At 41.0% G+C, this 15,470-nt stretch carries 12 protein-coding genes; 11 read left to right on the top strand and 1 reads right to left on the bottom strand.

The window, feature by feature from the left end; genetic code table 11:
• Window position 1: 1 nt before the first annotated feature.
• The 8 genes from HUU49_00695 to HUU49_00730 are packed head-to-tail and all read left to right on the top strand — an operon-like array spanning window position 2 to window position 8,730.
• Entirely contained in the window at window positions 2-757 is a 756-nt protein-coding gene (locus HUU49_00695) for a methyltransferase domain-containing protein (GenBank protein NUM25123.1), read from the top strand.
• Entirely contained in the window at window positions 738-2,045 is a 1,308-nt protein-coding gene (locus HUU49_00700) for a hypothetical protein (GenBank protein NUM25124.1), read from the top strand. Before HUU49_00695 ends, HUU49_00700 begins: the two co-directional genes overlap by 20 nt.
• Window positions 2,046-2,053: 8 nt before the next feature.
• Window positions 2,054-3,130, top strand: coding sequence for an N-acetylneuraminate synthase family protein (locus HUU49_00705; GenBank protein ID NUM25125.1), 1,077 nt, complete (start codon window positions 2,054-2,056; stop codon window positions 3,128-3,130).
• Window positions 3,131-3,132: 2 nt separating this feature from the next.
• Entirely contained in the window at window positions 3,133-3,924 is a 792-nt protein-coding gene (locus HUU49_00710; protein NUM25126.1) for an SDR family oxidoreductase, read from the top strand.
• A gap of 7 nt (window positions 3,925-3,931) precedes the next feature.
• The gene (locus HUU49_00715) at window positions 3,932-4,690 is read left to right on the top strand and encodes an FkbM family methyltransferase (GenBank protein NUM25127.1); all 759 of its coding nucleotides are present in this window, start codon (window positions 3,932-3,934) and stop codon (window positions 4,688-4,690) included.
• Window positions 4,691-4,696: 6 nt separating this feature from the next.
• Entirely contained in the window at window positions 4,697-6,145 is a 1,449-nt protein-coding gene (locus HUU49_00720; protein ID NUM25128.1) for an aldehyde dehydrogenase, read from the top strand.
• Window positions 6,138-6,863, top strand: a complete 726-nt coding sequence (locus tag HUU49_00725) for an acylneuraminate cytidylyltransferase family protein (protein ID NUM25129.1) — start codon at window positions 6,138-6,140, stop codon at window positions 6,861-6,863. The genes HUU49_00720 and HUU49_00725 overlap by 8 nt, the downstream gene beginning before the upstream one ends.
• 1 nt (window position 6,864) lies before the next feature.
• Window positions 6,865-8,730 (top strand): transketolase, encoded by a 1,866-nt coding sequence (locus tag HUU49_00730; GenBank protein ID NUM25130.1) that lies wholly within the window; start codon window positions 6,865-6,867, stop codon window positions 8,728-8,730.
• A 4-nt stretch (window positions 8,731-8,734) separates the two neighbouring features.
• Here HUU49_00730 and HUU49_00735 read toward each other — a convergent pair whose 3' ends face one another.
• Window positions 8,735-10,126 (bottom strand): sugar transferase, encoded by a 1,392-nt coding sequence (locus HUU49_00735; protein ID NUM25131.1) that lies wholly within the window; start codon window positions 10,124-10,126, stop codon window positions 8,735-8,737.
• Window positions 10,127-10,257: 131 nt separating this feature from the next.
• On the opposite strand from HUU49_00735, the gene HUU49_00740 reads away from it, so the two are divergent.
• The 3 genes from HUU49_00740 to HUU49_00750 are packed head-to-tail and all read left to right on the top strand — an operon-like array spanning window position 10,258 to window position 15,462.
• A complete protein-coding gene (locus HUU49_00740; protein NUM25132.1) occupies window positions 10,258-12,744 on the top strand; it encodes an O-antigen ligase family protein in 2,487 nt (828 codons plus the stop codon).
• Window position 12,745: 1 nt separating this feature from the next.
• Window positions 12,746-14,995: a S8 family serine peptidase gene (locus HUU49_00745; protein ID NUM25133.1), complete on the top strand. Its 2,250-nt coding sequence runs from the start codon at window positions 12,746-12,748 to the stop codon at window positions 14,993-14,995.
• Window positions 14,996-14,997: 2 nt separating this feature from the next.
• Window positions 14,998-15,462: a GtrA family protein gene (locus HUU49_00750; protein ID NUM25134.1), complete on the top strand. Its 465-nt coding sequence runs from the start codon at window positions 14,998-15,000 to the stop codon at window positions 15,460-15,462.
• The last annotated feature ends 8 nt before the right edge of the window (window positions 15,463-15,470 follow it).

Consider the following 15,470-nt stretch of genomic DNA (forward strand, 5'->3'; position numbering starts at 1 on the left):
TATGAATTTTATGGTTCGACCGTCAAAATCATTTTTATTTGACCTGCTGGAGTCTAAATTGTGCCGCTTGTCCGGAGAAGTTGGGTTAGATGCAGCGTGTGATAATATGAAAAACCGGCGGATGTTTAAAACCAAAAAATATATTGGCTTAGATATTAATCTTGAGACTTTAATTAAGGTGTCATCGAAATCAACTGTCCTTCAATCGCAGCAGCTGTATTCGGTGCATGCGGATATGGCGAATCTGAATGGTCTGACAAAAAACAGCTGTGATGTTGTCGTTTCAACTAATACCATCTATCAGATTCCTAAGAACCTTCAAGCTAATGTAATTTTAAATCTTTGTGAGATGGTCAACAGTCGCGGTACATTCATTTGTGAATTATCACTTAATGATCAATTCGATGAGCTGTTGGCGATTATTAAAAAATATTTTGTCAAAATGCAGATATATTACTATAAAAATTGGTTAAGTCAAAAATATGAAAAAATTTTTGAACGAGATGGCTACTTGGGGTCCCATCCCATTGCGAGTAAAAAATTTTTTAGATTTTTAGCTTGGCTGATTAGTCGGGGTGAATTTTTGACGTATCGTAATCGTCGGGGGAAAAAACACGCCGTTATTATTGCTACCGCGCGGCACGAAGCAAAGGATGAAGTTTTTAGTTTGTCAGGCGTGCCAATTGTCGCCGGGAATATTTATTCTTTATTTGAATATCAAAGGAATATAAATGATAATGATGATAAAAAAAATTAAAGTTAAATTAAGAGACAGCTTTAAGTTTTTGCTTGTTAAGTTGACGGTTGTCATTAATCAACCTGCGCTGACGGCATTGGTGTTGGCCATGTTTGCCAGCCGATTGGGGCAGAAAAACCAGTACCGAGTTTTGGTAATGGGTCGTAGTATTTTTACCGACGACATCAGGTCAATGGTTGAATTCAGCGGACAGATTGAGTATCAGGTTATTCATTTATCATTCTTTCAGGTGATTTTTGATCACTTCGTTTCTCGAACTGATCGGACAAAAATAACTGAAAGTAACTACCACAACGTTACCGACGGCGTGATTGGCCGACAGCGATATCGTGCATATTTGGAAAAAATGTTTGAACCGCTAAAGCAGAGACTTGGTTTTCAGGCGGTTATTTCTGGTAATATCGGTTATATTGTCCAACAAGAATTGGCTAAAATTTGTCTTGAAAAAAATGTTGCCTTTGTGGTGCTTCATAAGGAGGCGGTAGTGGTATCTCAGGCGTATGGCAATTTTTTGAATGTGTATAAGCACCATCATTTTATGGGGCACAAAGTTATGTTTTATAATAAGCAGTGTATGCAGGGATTTTTAGATTTGCACATCCCCGGACTGACTCCGGACAAGGCTGTTTGTGTCGGTATCCCGCGGTTTGATAATTATTTTTTGAGAAAGGAACCTGACGAGCGGGTGGTAAATCAAGTGGTGTTTTTCAGTTTTTTGCCAAGGTACTCTTCGCGGTTTTTGACCACAAATGAGGCAACTTTACAAAACATTGAGACAAGAGCTATTGAATTCTTTAAAATTGTTTATGAATGTGCTCAGCGCCATCCGGAAGTGCATTTCATTGTTAAGACCAAAATGTCTTTCCAGTATGTTGATTTCCCAACAAAAATTTTACGCACTTTTTATCCTGATGGTATAAAAAATCTTTCAATTGTTAATACTGGCGACCCATCAGAATTAATACATAATGCATTGGCAGTAATTGGGTTTAATTCAACAACACTCATTGAAGCATTGATTGCCGGTAAACCTATTATTTCTCCATACTTTGGTGATATTATAACCGATCGGGATTGGAGTTTTTTCCAGAAATATAGTAGTTTGGTTTGTTATGCCCAAACTAGTGAAGACCTAGAAAATTGTTTATTTAACAAAAGCAATAATTTGGGTTATAGTGATGATACTAAAAAAGCATTTTTGGAAGAATATATTTCAATTTCTCACGGCGGTGCCAGTAAATTCGCCGAAGCAGAGATTATTAAAACTATTACTAATTTGTCTAAATAATCAATTTTATGTTTAACTTTAAAAATAACCCACTTGGTAAAATAAAAATTGGCAACAAGTTTGTTGGTCAAGACGCGCCGACTTTTTTTATTGCTGAAATTGGCAATAATCATAATGGAGATTATTACTTAGCTAAGAAGAGTATTGAGGAAGCGGTAAAGGCCGGTGCCGATGCGGTAAAAATTCAGAAACGCACGGTTAAGGACGTTTTTGCCCGAGAGCTTCTGGAAAAGCCTCAGACTAAAGACCAGATTTACGGCAAGACGTATGGTGAATATCGCCAGCGGCTTGAATTAAATGACGACGATATTGTTAAACTTAAACAGTACGCCGATGAACTTGGAGTAATATTTTTTGCCACGCCGTTTGATAAAATCAGTGCCGACTTTTTGGAGAGCATCGGTTCTGATTTGTATAAAATTGCTTCATTTGATGTTACTAATTTGCCGTTATTGGAGCATGTTGCTAAAAAAGGTAAGCCAATTATCTTGTCGGTTGGTATGTCGGACTGGGATGAAGTAGATGAGGCGGTTGAAACCATCTTAAAATATAATGATCAATTGATCATTAAACACTGCGTGTCAGTATATCCGACCCCAGATGAAAAGATTAATTTAACCACTATGACAAAATTGCGCGAGCGCTATAATCCTTTGCCGATTGGCTATTCCGGCCACGAGCAAGATATTTTGCCGACTTTGGCGGCAGTAGCCTTAGGTGCAAAGACCATTGAGCGGCATTTTACGTTAGATAAACATCTGCCGGGTCCCGATCACGCCACAGTCAGTATTGAGCCAGAGGAATTTAAAAGTATGGTAGACAGCGCCCGCCGAATTGAAAAGGCCCTTGGTGATGGCTTGTCTAAACTACTTGAAGATGAATTAAAAGCCAGAGAAAAACATGGTAAAAGTATTGTTAGTGCTACTGACATTAAGGCCGGGCAGGTGATTACGCCGGAAATGGTTACTATTAAGAGTCCTGGATATGGTTTGAAACCAAACATGGTTGGGCAGTTGATTGGCAAAACGGCAAAAGTCGATATTGAGTCAGACTCGGTAATTACTAAAGAGCTAATTAATTGGTGATTATGACGTATTTAGAAACCCTTTTTGATTTAAAAGATAAAGTGGCAGTAGTGACTGGCGGTTTGGGAATTTTAGGGACTCAGTACTGCGAAGCCTTGTTGAAATCCGGTGCAAAGGTGGCGGTGATTGATATTAACGAAGTAAAGAGTGATCACTACCTTGCTAATGCTGCTAATGGTGGTGCACTAAAGTTTTTTAAGGCGGATATTACTAATCGGTTAGAAATGGAACAAGCGTTACATGATATTGAAACGGATTGGTCAACTCCAGAAATTTTGATCAACAATGCTGCGCTGGATTTTCCTCCCAGCCCGGGCGTCAAGGAAACATTTGAGAATTATCCACTTGATAAATGGAACTCAGTGATTAATGTTAATTTAACTGGTGTGTTGGTGTGCTGCCAGGTGTTTGGCGGCGCGATGGCGCAAAAGAACGGCGGTAGCATTATTAATATTTCGTCCATTTATGGTATTGTTTCACCGGATCAAAGGATCTATAAAGACTTTGTTAAGCCGGTTTCTTATAGTGTCACTAAGTCGGGAATAATCAATTTTACTAAATATCTTGCAACATACTGGGCTGCAAAGAACGTGCGGGTAAACACCCTAATTCCTGGTGGTGTTTTAGGTAGTCAGGACAAAGGGTTTATTGAAAAATATCAGTCGAAAGTGCCTCTAAATCGTATGGCACAAAAAGATGAATATAACGGAGCAATTTTATTCTTAGCCTCCCGAGCTTCGTCGTATATGACCGGCTCCAGCCTGGTCGTTGACGGGGGATTAACCGCTTGGTAATGATTATATGATTAAAGAATTAAAGCGAAACAATTTAACAATTAAAATGGATGTTGAAACTGATTTTGAGCAACATCGATTTGATACTTTTATTGATAAAGAGCCAGAAACAATCACCTGGATCGAAACGTTGGTTAAGCCGGGCGAGGTTTTTTTTGACGTTGGTGCAAACATCGGAGTGTATTCTTTGTACGCCGCAACGTTTTTTAACAAAAATATTTCGGTATACTGCTTTGAACCAGTGTTTCATAATTTCAACAAACTGTGTAAAAATTTGGCTGCTAATGGTTTTGATAAGATTTGCAACCCATATGCAATTGCCATTGCCGACGAAACTAAAGTTGATTACATTGATTTAGCGTCGGTAGTTTCCGGTTCGGCAAGCCATGCAATGGCGAATTCGCCAGAATATGTGATGAAAGACTTTAATTCGCAATTTCGTCAGGGGGTATTTTGTGTCAGTCTTGATGATTTAATCAATCAGTACGGTTTTGCAGTGCCAAATCATATTAAGATTGACGTTGATGGTTTTGAGGAAAAAGTCATTGCAGGCGCGGCTGATGTTTTACGTCGCCCCGAATTAAAATCAATTTTAATTGAAATCACCGACATTGACGGTGCTGTTGAACGAATTAGTCAAAAAATTATTGCATCTGGATTCAATACTAATCATCCGGTTAATTCTCAGCCTAATCATTCAAGGTTTCGCCGAGAAAAGTCGGGCAACGGTCATATTAAAAATATTATTTTTGTCCGGGATAATTAAGAGAGTATGCAGTACCCCAAAAAAATCTTGCATTGGGTTAATGACACCGAAATTGAAGGGCATTCAAAAGATTTTTTTAGTAAGTTAAACCCGGCCAATGAGCAAAAATTAGCTGATGTGGCCAGCGGCACTCAGGCGGATGTTGAATCAGCCGTTGAGTCGGCAGTTGCGGCATTTGATATATGGCACTCCAAACCGGTTGTTGAGCGGGCAAACATTTTACAATCAGCGGCAAAGTTGTTGGAGGAGAAAAAAAGTGAATTGGCAGAAATTATCAGTCAGGAATGCGGCAAGTCATTAACTGATGCTCTTGGCGAAATTAATGCGGCTATTGAGTGCGGCCGGTTTATTGCCGAACAAACTCAAAGTTTTGCTCCTGAATTTATCAAAAGTAAGAACCCTGGCCGGACCGTATTTTTAACTCGTAATCCGGTCGGCGTTGCCGCTTTGATCGTTCCATTTAATAATCCGGCAGCAAGCCTAGCTTGGAAGATTTTTCCGGCCTTGTTTTGCGGCAACACGGTAGTTATCAAAGCTCATGAAGATACGCCGTATGTTGCAGTTTGGTTTGCTAAAATTTTTAAAGAAGCCGGATTGCCAAACGGGGTAATATCGGTTGTTCAGGGTCTGGGGCAAGAGGTTGGTGCAGCGCTGGTTGCTGATAGTCGTGTTGACCTTATCAGTTTTACCGGCAGTGTACAGACTGGCAGGCTGATTATTAAAAATTCTGCCGACCGCTTAGCAAAAGTTTCAATTGAAGCTGGTGGCAAAAATCCGCTTGTAATTTGTGATGACGCCGATATTGATCTGGCGGTTGCAACAAGCATACAATCAGCTTTTGTGGATGGCGGCCAGCGTTGTGCTGCTGCTAGCAGAATAGTTATTTTTGAATCGGTGTACGAACAGTTTAAAGAAAAATTTTTGTCGGCGGTAAAGCAGTTGGTAGTTGGTGTTGCGCCGGGTGCTAATTATGGAGCCATTATTAATGAACGGCGTTTGAATCAGATTCTAGGATTTGTTTCCCGGGCCCGCGAGCAGGGAATAAAAATTTTAGCAGGCGGCAACAGAATTAGCGGCACAGGATTCTTTATGGAACCAACAGTCTTGGAGGGTGCTAGATTGGAAGATGAGATATCGTGTTTTGAAGTATTTGGTCCGGTAGTTAATTTATATCAAGTTAAAGATTTAACTGAAGCAATTAGGGTCTCTAATGCGACGCCTTTTGGCCTATCGGGTGCAATTCACACCAAAGATCCTGATCGAGTGCAGAAATTTGTTGCTGGGTATCATAGCGGCGTTGTTCGAGTGAACGGTCCGACTCATGGTAGTGAACCGCACATGCCATTTGGAGGTGTTAAATTGTCAGGTAACGGTTGGCGCGAACCAGGGCTTAAGGCGTTTGATTTTTATACTGATTGGCGCCAGGTTAGTATTGATAACCAAAAATATGAATAAAGTTATTGCATTAATTCCGGCCCGGTCAGGCTCTAAGCGAATACCAAATAAAAATATTAAAGAGCTACACGGCCATCCTTTGATTGCTTATACTATTAAAGCTGCTTTAAATTCAAAGATTTTTAGCCGGGTTATTGTTTCAACTGATAGTGAAGAAATCAGAGACATTGCTTTGCGGTATGGCGCCCAAGCGCCATTTTTGCGACCAAAGGATATGGCGTCTGATACCGCTTCGGACATTGAATGGGTTTCCCATGCCCTTGGAGAATTGGGTGATGATTTGACAGATTGTTTTTCAATTTTGAGGCCAACTAGTCCATTTCGTCAGCCTGAAACTATCCAGCGGGCTTGGAAAAAATTTTTAGAGCATCCGAACTACGATTCATTGCGGGCAATTGAAAAGGTTAGTCAGCACCCGGGCAAAATGTGGCGTCAGGAAGGTGATTATATTAAACCTTTAATGGAAAATCCAGATAAAAATGATACCCCATGGCATTCAAAACAATATCATGCATTGCCGGAAGTGTATGTCCAAAATGCCAGCTTGGAAATTGCCTGGACAAAAGTACCGCTTGAACATGGCACAATTGCCGGCGAAAAAATCGTGCCATTTTTTACTGAAGGCTATGAAGGTTTTGATATCAATAAATTTGAGGACTGGATCATCGCGGAGTATTTAATTAATAATAATTTAGCACAATTACCAAGTATCAAATAGTATGAGTAAACTATTTTTTGTTCCGACTAGTGAAATTAACCGAATTAAAGAAAATATTTCTGATAATATAGCCTTGGTTGGGGTGTTGGCCAATATCTTTAGGATTAATACGCTTTCAATGATTAAGGAAGCGGGCTCCGGACATGTTGGAACCAGCTTTAGTTGTTTGGATATTATGACATGGTTATTTACCAAAGAAATGAAAGCAGATGACGTTTATTTTTCTTCAAAAGGTCACGATGCACCGGGATTGTATGCGGTATTAATCGGCTTAGGTCAACTTGATTATGAGTTCATTCACAAGTTGCGCCGGCTTAATGGCCTGCCTGGCCATCCGGATGTCGGAACACCACATATCCAGGCCAATACGGGATCGCTTGGCATGGGTATTTCCAAGGCTCGAGGCATGGCGATAGCAAACCGGCTTAATGGCGTGTCGTCAAAAATTTTTGTTTTAAGCGGTGACGGTGAATTGCAAGAGGGTCAGATTTGGGAGTCGTTACAGCCAACAGCCAATGGTAAATTCGGTGAGATCACGCTGATTGTTGATCATAATAAAATCCAGTCAGATATTTTTGTAAAGGATGTCTCCGATTTAGGAGAGTTGGAAAAAAAATTTGCGGCGTTTGGTTGGGAAGTTGCTAGGTGTGACGGCCATGATATTGCGGCGTTAAAAAATATTTTTGAGAAATTTAATATTATTACTGATCGGCCAAAAGTTTTGATCGCCGACACTGTCAAGGGCAAGGGTGTTGGTCTTATGGAAGGCGAGCGCGGCTTTGCTGATGGACTTTATAAATTTCACAGCGGTGCGCCAAGTGATGAAATATATTCAGTAGCAATTACCGAGTTAATTGGCAAAGTAAATGATACATTACGAGCCTTAAACTTGGATCAATTACGGCTTGAGAGTAATGAATTGATGCCGCGAACATCACCGACTAATCCGCAGCGTTTAGTTGCCTCGTTTAGCGATGCGTTGGTTAAACTAGGCGAAGAAAACGAAAACATTGTGGCTTTAGATGGCGATTTGGCGCTTGATTGTGGATTATTACCGTTTAAGGCTAAGTATCCAAGCCGTTTTATTGAATGCGGTATCGCCGAGCAAGATATGGTTTCAGCGGCCGGCGGCTTAGCTTTGAAAGGTAAACTGCCGATTGTTAATTCATTTGCTTGTTTTCTTTCAACCAGACCCAATGAGCAGATTTATAATAATGCAACTGAAAAAACCAAGATAATTTATGTCGGCTCTCTGGCTGGTTTATTGCCGTCGGGACCGGGGCATTCTCACCAGTCGGTTCGCGATGTTTCAATTTTAGGATCAATTCCCGGTTTAACCATGATTCAGCCAAGCTGCGAAACGGAAACAGCGCTGGCTCTGGAGTGGGCAGTTAAGCAAAATAATAGCAGCAGTTATTTGCGGCTAGTCAGCATTCCGGTTGCCGTACCATATCAGTTGCCGCCTGACTATGTATTAACAAAGGGCAGGGGAGTTAAATTGATTGAGGGTTCGCAGGCAATTATTTTTGCTTATGGCCCAGTGATGCTGGCGCAGGCATATCAGGCGGCTATTAAATTAAAACAAGAGGACGGACTTTCGGTTGCGGTTATTAACTTGCCATGGCTTAATGAAATTGATCAGGCTTGGCTGGAAGAAATTACTGCGAAATTCGAAAAGGTATTTAGTATTGATGATCATTATGTGAAATTTGGTCAGGGCGCGCTACTGTCGCAAGTATTAGGCAAAAAAATAACGTACTTAGGATTAACAGAAATTCCAAAGTGCGGTTGGAACGATGAAGTTTTAGCGTATCACGGTCTGGATGCGCAGGGGATTGCCAAAACAATTCGTGCGACGCTTCAGTGATGATTTATTGACCCTGTCTGGTCAGAATGGTTTTAATTGTTTTAAGAGAAATGCTTAGATCAACCGCGAGCGAACGATTTTTGATATAATATAAATCGTATTGTAATTTTTGATAACTTTCTTCAACTGAACCACCATACGCCGGACCCATTACTTGAGCCCAACCGGTTAAGCCCGGTTTAACTAGCAATCTTTCTTTGTAGAAAGGAATTTGATTCTGGAGCTGATTAACAAATTCCGGTCGTTCTGGACGCGGACCGATTAAACTCATTTCCCCGCGTAAAACATTAAACAACTGTGGAATTTCGTCCAGTCGGGTCTTGCGCATGAATTTACCGACCCTGGTAATTCGTGGATCATTTTTAGCGGCCCATTGGGGGCCGTTTTTTTCGGCTTCAATAATCATGGTTCGGAATTTAGTTGCTTTAAAATCTTTGCCGTTTTTGCCGGTTCTGATCTGGCTGAAAAACACTGGACCCTTGCTACTGAGTTTGATAGCCAGCGCAATAAAAGGGATGATCGGCAGTGAAATAACGAGAATTATCAAAGACGCAACAACATCAAAAAGCCGTTTGATAATTTCGTAAACCCTTTTATTATTTTCCGCTAAGTTTTCTAAAAACCAAATTTGTTCGATGGTGTTGATTGGTACGCGCCCCATAATTTTTTCGTAAAAGGTGGCAATATCAAAAAAACTTATTTTGAGCGGCAGGCAGGAAAATAGTCCTTTCATTAGTGCCGGATTTTCTCTTGGGTGAACCGTTGAAACGATGGTACTTATTTTATGTTCAAGGCAAATTTGATGTAACTCTTCCAGATCTTTTTTGATGGCAATTTTTTGCAGTGATTCAGGGACAGCTTGATCGTCAATGGTGATAATGGTTTTTACCCGCAATCCAAGCTGCGGGGTTTTTTCAATCTGATTGATAATGTCTTGAGCCAAAGAATTTAAGCCGATAATTAGCAGGTTATTTGATATTTTTGATGACTTGGTAATGAAATCAAACAGAGTATGCCAGGCGTATATTAGAACGAGGGCAGTAATTGAATTGACCGCCAGTGTAGTTTGGGGACGAATGGTAAACAGCCGGTCTTGTCCGAGATAGAAAAAGACGACGGCAAAAAACCCACCAATAATGATATCGCGAACAATTCTGACAATCAGTCCGGCGCGGCCCTGGCGAAAACTCAATTCATAGATATCGTCAATATAAAATGCCAACAGCCAGATGCCGTATACTACTGTGAATGGCAGGATGTGCCGCGACCAAAGCCACGGTTCATAGTTGCCAAAATACCTGATAACTAAAGTTAACCAAAGCGAAAAATAGAGGATAGCAATATCCCCGATCATTAAGATGTATTTTCTGGTTTTAATTGCGGTATCTTTTCCCATGAGGTTTGATTAATTAGCTAAATCATACGATAAAATAGGCAAAAAGTCAATGTTGCAAATCTTGATTAATTGGGGCTTGACTGGTAGAATTAAAATGCTATTTTAGCGGGTTATTTTTTAATTTCTATTATATGAATTTAGACAAATCGAAAGTAAGCGCGTATCTTTTGAATATTATCAAGATTGGAGCTTTGGTTATTGTTTTTCTCCCGCTGGTAATGAATAGTCAGTATTTTTTTCCGTTCATTGTTTTTAAGAATGTTTTGTTCAGAATTACGACTGAGATAATTTTGGTAGCTTATTTAATTTTAGCGCAATTTAATCCCAGCTATCGGCCAAAATTTCCGGCTATTGCAATTGCGGTATTTGCCTTGTTGGGTATTTCAGCGTTGTCCACGCTGACGGGTATCGGTATTTACAGTAGTTTCTGGGGAAACTATGAGCGCATGTCTGGACTATTCCATCAACTTCACCTGGTGGCTTTCTTTTTTGTACTATTCAATGTGTTTAGAAGTAAAAAAGATTGGTATTCATTATTTACCTTTTCAATTTTTGCCAGTATGCTGATGGCATTTTTAGGATTGGCTCAGTGGCTTGAAGTGCCATTTTTGTTGCGTTCCTCAGGAGGTACCCGCTTAACCGGTACGATCGGTAACGCTACTTTTTTTGCCGCCTATTTGATTTTTAACATCTTTTTTGTTCTATATTTCTTCGCCAAGGATCGACGGTTCGACCTCAAGCTTTTTGGTGCAAGTTTTTTGGCGTTTGATGCCTACTTATTCATCGGTGCTATTCTATATAAATTGTCCGGTGATAGTGATTGGGGGTTCTTGAATGTTTTACGCGTGCCCTTAATTGAGAAATCAATTGAGTATCCGGTTTTCTTGTGGAGTTTTATTATCTTTCAGTTGGCGCTTTTGGGAACCTGGCTGTGGCGTAATCGGCCGCAAGTGGTCAGGGGATTATTGGGAATAGTTTTTTTGTTTGAATTCTTTATTCTCTATAACACGGAAACTCGTGGTGCATTGATCGGGTTAGCGGCTGGCTTGGTGTTGTTGGTTGCCGCTTCAATATTCAAGCCAGGGCTTGATCGGCGTTTAAAAATTGCCGGCGTTACGTTCGTGGTTTTAATTTTGCTTTCGCCGTTGATTTTGGTTGCTAATAAGAATTCTAATTTTGTTCAGTCTGATGATACACTGCGCAGGTTAGCAACAATTTCGTTAACAGATATTACAACAGAATCTCGTATTTTAACCTGGCAGGCAAGTTGGCGCGGCTGGTCTGAGAGCGTCAAATCATTTTTGATTGGCTACGGCCCAGAAAATTATTATTACACGTATAATAAGTATTTCCCGGTTGAAATTTATAAAGACAACGGTTCGCAGATTTGGTTTGACAGAGCTCATAATGTCATTTTCGATTATGGCGTGACTACCGGTATTTTAGGATTGGGTGCGTATTTGACAATGCTAGGCTTAGCTATTTGGGCGTTGTTTAAACAGTATCGTCAGGGTGGCAGTTTTAGTAGTAGCTGGCTTTTTATCGGTTTGATTGTTGCTTATTTCATTCAAAACATTTTTGTCTTTGATACGATGAATACGGAAATCCCACTTTATGCAACGCTAGCCTTTGTTGTCTTTTTGTCGCAGTCAAAATCCGCTGAGTCTTTTAGTGAAACTGATGATCTTGGGTATAAACCGATTAACTATTTAGCGGTAACCGGCTTGGTATTATTGCTTGGTTTGGGTATTTTTGGCATTAACGTTAAAACCTTGCGTGCTAATCACTATATCTATGAAGCATTAACTACAAATAACTTGGCCGTCGGAGCAGAGGACGGCTCGTTTGATTTATTAAAAAAATCAGTTGAAGAGTCGGTCGTTGGTAAGTTTGAAGCCAGACAGCAGCTTTCTAATTTTGTGGCCGGGCTGGTGAGAAACAGTGAAGTTTCCGCCTCTCAAATCAAGCAAGTTTTGAATTATACCGATCAGCAACTGCAAAAAAGCGTCGCGGAAGAACCGTTGAATATCAGACAGTACCTTTTCTTGTCGACGTATTACAATGCCACCACCAGGGTTAACCAAAATAATCCGCAGCGGGTGTTGGATTTATTGGAGCCTGCCGTGTATTTAAGTCCGACGCGGCCTCATGTGTATTATGAAATTGCTCAGGCGTACGCTTTCCAGAATAATTTTGAAAAGGCTGAGGAATATTTCAAAAAAGGGCTGGAATTAGCGCCGTGGGTTAAGGAAGACTATTGGAATGTCTTAACTATTTACATTGTTTTTGAAAAGTATGAGCAATCTGATAGTTATATTGAATATATGAAATCCCAGCTTGATTGGGAGCCCGGATTGAATGATTATAAGAAGCTAGCCGATCTTTATTCCCGGGTCAAAAATTATGATCGGATGATTAAATATCAGGAAAAGGTAGCTGAGCTTGAGCCAAGCGCCGCTAATTATGCCAAGTTGGCGGCAATGTATGCGGCCATTGGCGAAAACCAAAAAGCTAAGGAGCTAACACAGCGGGCGGTGAATCTCAACCCTGATTTTGCTGCAGAAGCGCAAAAGTTTTTAGAGCTCCTGGAGCAAGGTGAATTGCTCGATCAACAATAAAATGAATACATTTAAGAAAGCAGTATTATCTTCGCTTATTGCCGCCGTGCAATTGGTAGGCCTGATGCCAGCACTAACCATGCCGGTTTGGGCGGCGGAAACCGACCAGTTTAAGGCTGGAGAATTTTTGGTTAAGTTTAAGGGTAATGATGAAATTTATCGGATTAAAACGTCAGCTGACTCAGACATTAATCAGATTATCGGCAAGCTTGGAAATCATGCTGAGCTTGAGTATGTTGAACCAAACTACACTTTTGACTATGCCGCATTCCCCAACGATCCGGACTATCGGTTTCAATGGTATCACTCTGCAATTGATACTAGGAATTTGTGGTCTAAGGAATTGTTGCTCAGAGAACAGCGTAACATTAAGAGTGAGTCGGTGATTGCTGTTTTGGATACGGGAGTTGATTTGGATCACCCTGATTTAGTTTCAAAAATTTGGAAAAATACCGATGAGATTCCCGGAAACGGTCGGGACGATGATGCTAATGGCTACGTTGATGATGTTAACGGCTGGGATTTTGTTGATGCCGACGCTGACAGCAATCCATCTTTTGCCCAGGGTTACGTTGAAGATGCGGTTAAACACGGAACGTTAGTTGCCGGTTTGGCGGCCGCGAGCGTCAACAATGGTGAAGGTATTGCGGGCGTAAGCTGGTATAGCAAAATAATGCCATTGCGGGTTTTGGACAGCAGCGGTTCTGGCGATGTTTTTTCAGTCGTTCAGGCGATTGATTATGCGGTTAAAAACGGTGCGGATGTTATTAATATGAGTTTTGTCGGTCAGAATGCGAGCCAAAGTCTGCTATCAGCAATTAAGCGCGCGTACAATAGTAATGTATTGGTAGTGGCTGCGGCCGGGAACACTGATCCGAGTGTAAATGGTGTTGATATGAGCATCACTAAATCATATCCGGTTTGTTATGACGGCGATAACGGTGAAAATATTGTTATCGGCGTGGCATCGGTTGGAAAGAATCTAGTGAAATCAAATTTTTCTAACTATGGTGACTGTATTGATATTGTTGCACCGGGTGACAGTTTTTATACCACGCAGGTCTATGATCAGAAGGTAAACGGGTTTAATCAAAAGTATTCAGGTTATTGGTCTGGTACCTCGCTCTCAGCTCCCTTGGTGAGTGGTGTTTTGGCGACAATGAAAGAAATTCGCCCTGAGTTGTCCGCTCCGCAAATCAGGGATCTTTTGCTTGATAATACAATTGATGTGTATGCGTATAACGCTGAGTATAAGGGCAAGCTCGGCCAAGGGTTGCTAAACGCCAGCCAGGTGCTTGAAGCGACGCTTAAAGAACGTCCGGCACCGGGGATGGCTGGTGAAGGCGGCTATATTGTTGTTGGGCTGGGATCTGGCTCATTTCCTCAGATTAAAGTGCTGAAACCGGATGGCTCGGTGTTTAAAGAGTTTTATGCCTATAGTCCCTATTTTAAAGGACAAATTAATGTTGCGGTCGGTGATGTTGACGGCGATGGTGTTGACGAAATCATCACCGGCGCCGGTTCGCTCGGGGGTCCCCATGTTCGGGTGTTTAATGTTGAGGGTCAGCTAGAGTCAGAATTTTTTGCTTATAATTCAAAGTTACGCACTGGTGTTACTGTTGCGGTCGGTGATGTTGACGGCGATGGTGTTGACGAAATCATCACCGGCGCCGGACGAGGGACTGGGCCGGAGGTAAAAGTTTTTGATGCAACCGGAAAAATAAAAAACACTTTTTTGGCCTATGGCGAGAATTTCAAAGGGGGAGTAAAAATTGCCGTTGGCGATGTTGATAAAGATGGTGTTGATGAAATCATCACCGGCGCCGGTTCGGGCGGCGGTCCCCATGTTCGGGTATTTGAATCTAACGGAACTTTGTTAGCTCAATTTTTTGCCTATAACCAGAATTTCCGGGGCGGCATTAATATTGCGTCCGGTGATATTCATGGTGACGGTCAGGCTGAAATTATGGTTAGTGTGGAGGAAAATTCAGTGCCGACGGTTCGGGTGTTTAATTATCAAGGACTGATGCTTTCAAACTTCTTTGTTGATGAACCTAATTTTTTGAAGGGAATTTACGTTGGTGCGGGAGACCTTGACGGGGACGGTCTTTCCGAAATTGTGGCTGGAAAAAACGTCGGTGGCAATGCGGAAGTAAAAGTTTTTGATTGGCTGGGTAATACTAAACATACGTTAATGGCTCACGTTGAAAGCTATCGTGGCGGCGCCAGGCCGACTATCATCAGTAATTAATTATGACATTATTTAATCAAACGTTATCATTTGTAAGGCGGTATCCTTCTTTCAAGCAGTTTCTTAAATTTTGCATTGTCGGCGGAACTGCTGCAATGATAAATTTTTCTGTTTATTATTCGTTTACTGCCTGGCTTGAAGTTTGGTATGTGTATTCAGCGATTTGGGCTTTTTTAATTTCGGCTGTTTTTAATTTTACCTCTAATAAATTGTGGACATTTCGTAATAATGAAATTGGTCTGCAAGTAGTAAAACAATTGGTTAAGTTTGCAATCGTAATGACCCTTGGTTTGGCAATTAACACTTCAATCATTTATGGTCTGACTGATTTAGTCAAAATTAACTGGTTGTTATCCTGGGTGGTTGCTACCGGGGTGGTTACTTTTTGGAATTTTGGGTTTAACCGATTATGGACGTTTCGTAAGCGAAAAAACGAGGCACCGGAATTGCCCTCGACCCAAATTTAGGTTATACT

The sequence above is a fragment of the Candidatus Buchananbacteria bacterium genome (genome assembly GCA_013359225.1).
Taxonomy (GTDB): Bacteria; Patescibacteriota; Patescibacteriia; order Buchananbacterales; family UBA6539; genus JABWCG01.

Coding starts and splice junctions, on each gene's coding strand:
- HUU49_00695 (NUM25123.1), top strand. CDS start 2: ATGAATTTTATGGTTCGACCGTCAAAATCATTTTTATTTGACCTGCTG.
- HUU49_00700 (NUM25124.1), top strand. CDS start 738: ATGATGATAAAAAAAATTAAAGTTAAATTAAGAGACAGCTTTAAGTTT.
- HUU49_00705 (NUM25125.1), top strand. CDS start 2,054: ATGTTTAACTTTAAAAATAACCCACTTGGTAAAATAAAAATTGGCAAC.
- HUU49_00710 (NUM25126.1), top strand. CDS start 3,133: ATGACGTATTTAGAAACCCTTTTTGATTTAAAAGATAAAGTGGCAGTA.
- HUU49_00715 (NUM25127.1), top strand. CDS start 3,932: ATGATTAAAGAATTAAAGCGAAACAATTTAACAATTAAAATGGATGTT.
- HUU49_00720 (NUM25128.1), top strand. CDS start 4,697: ATGCAGTACCCCAAAAAAATCTTGCATTGGGTTAATGACACCGAAATT.
- HUU49_00725 (NUM25129.1), top strand. CDS start 6,138: ATGAATAAAGTTATTGCATTAATTCCGGCCCGGTCAGGCTCTAAGCGA.
- HUU49_00730 (NUM25130.1), top strand. CDS start 6,865: ATGAGTAAACTATTTTTTGTTCCGACTAGTGAAATTAACCGAATTAAA.
- HUU49_00735 (NUM25131.1), bottom strand. CDS start 10,126: ATGGGAAAAGATACCGCAATTAAAACCAGAAAATACATCTTAATGATC.
- HUU49_00740 (NUM25132.1), top strand. CDS start 10,258: ATGAATTTAGACAAATCGAAAGTAAGCGCGTATCTTTTGAATATTATC.
- HUU49_00745 (NUM25133.1), top strand. CDS start 12,746: ATGAATACATTTAAGAAAGCAGTATTATCTTCGCTTATTGCCGCCGTG.
- HUU49_00750 (NUM25134.1), top strand. CDS start 14,998: ATGACATTATTTAATCAAACGTTATCATTTGTAAGGCGGTATCCTTCT.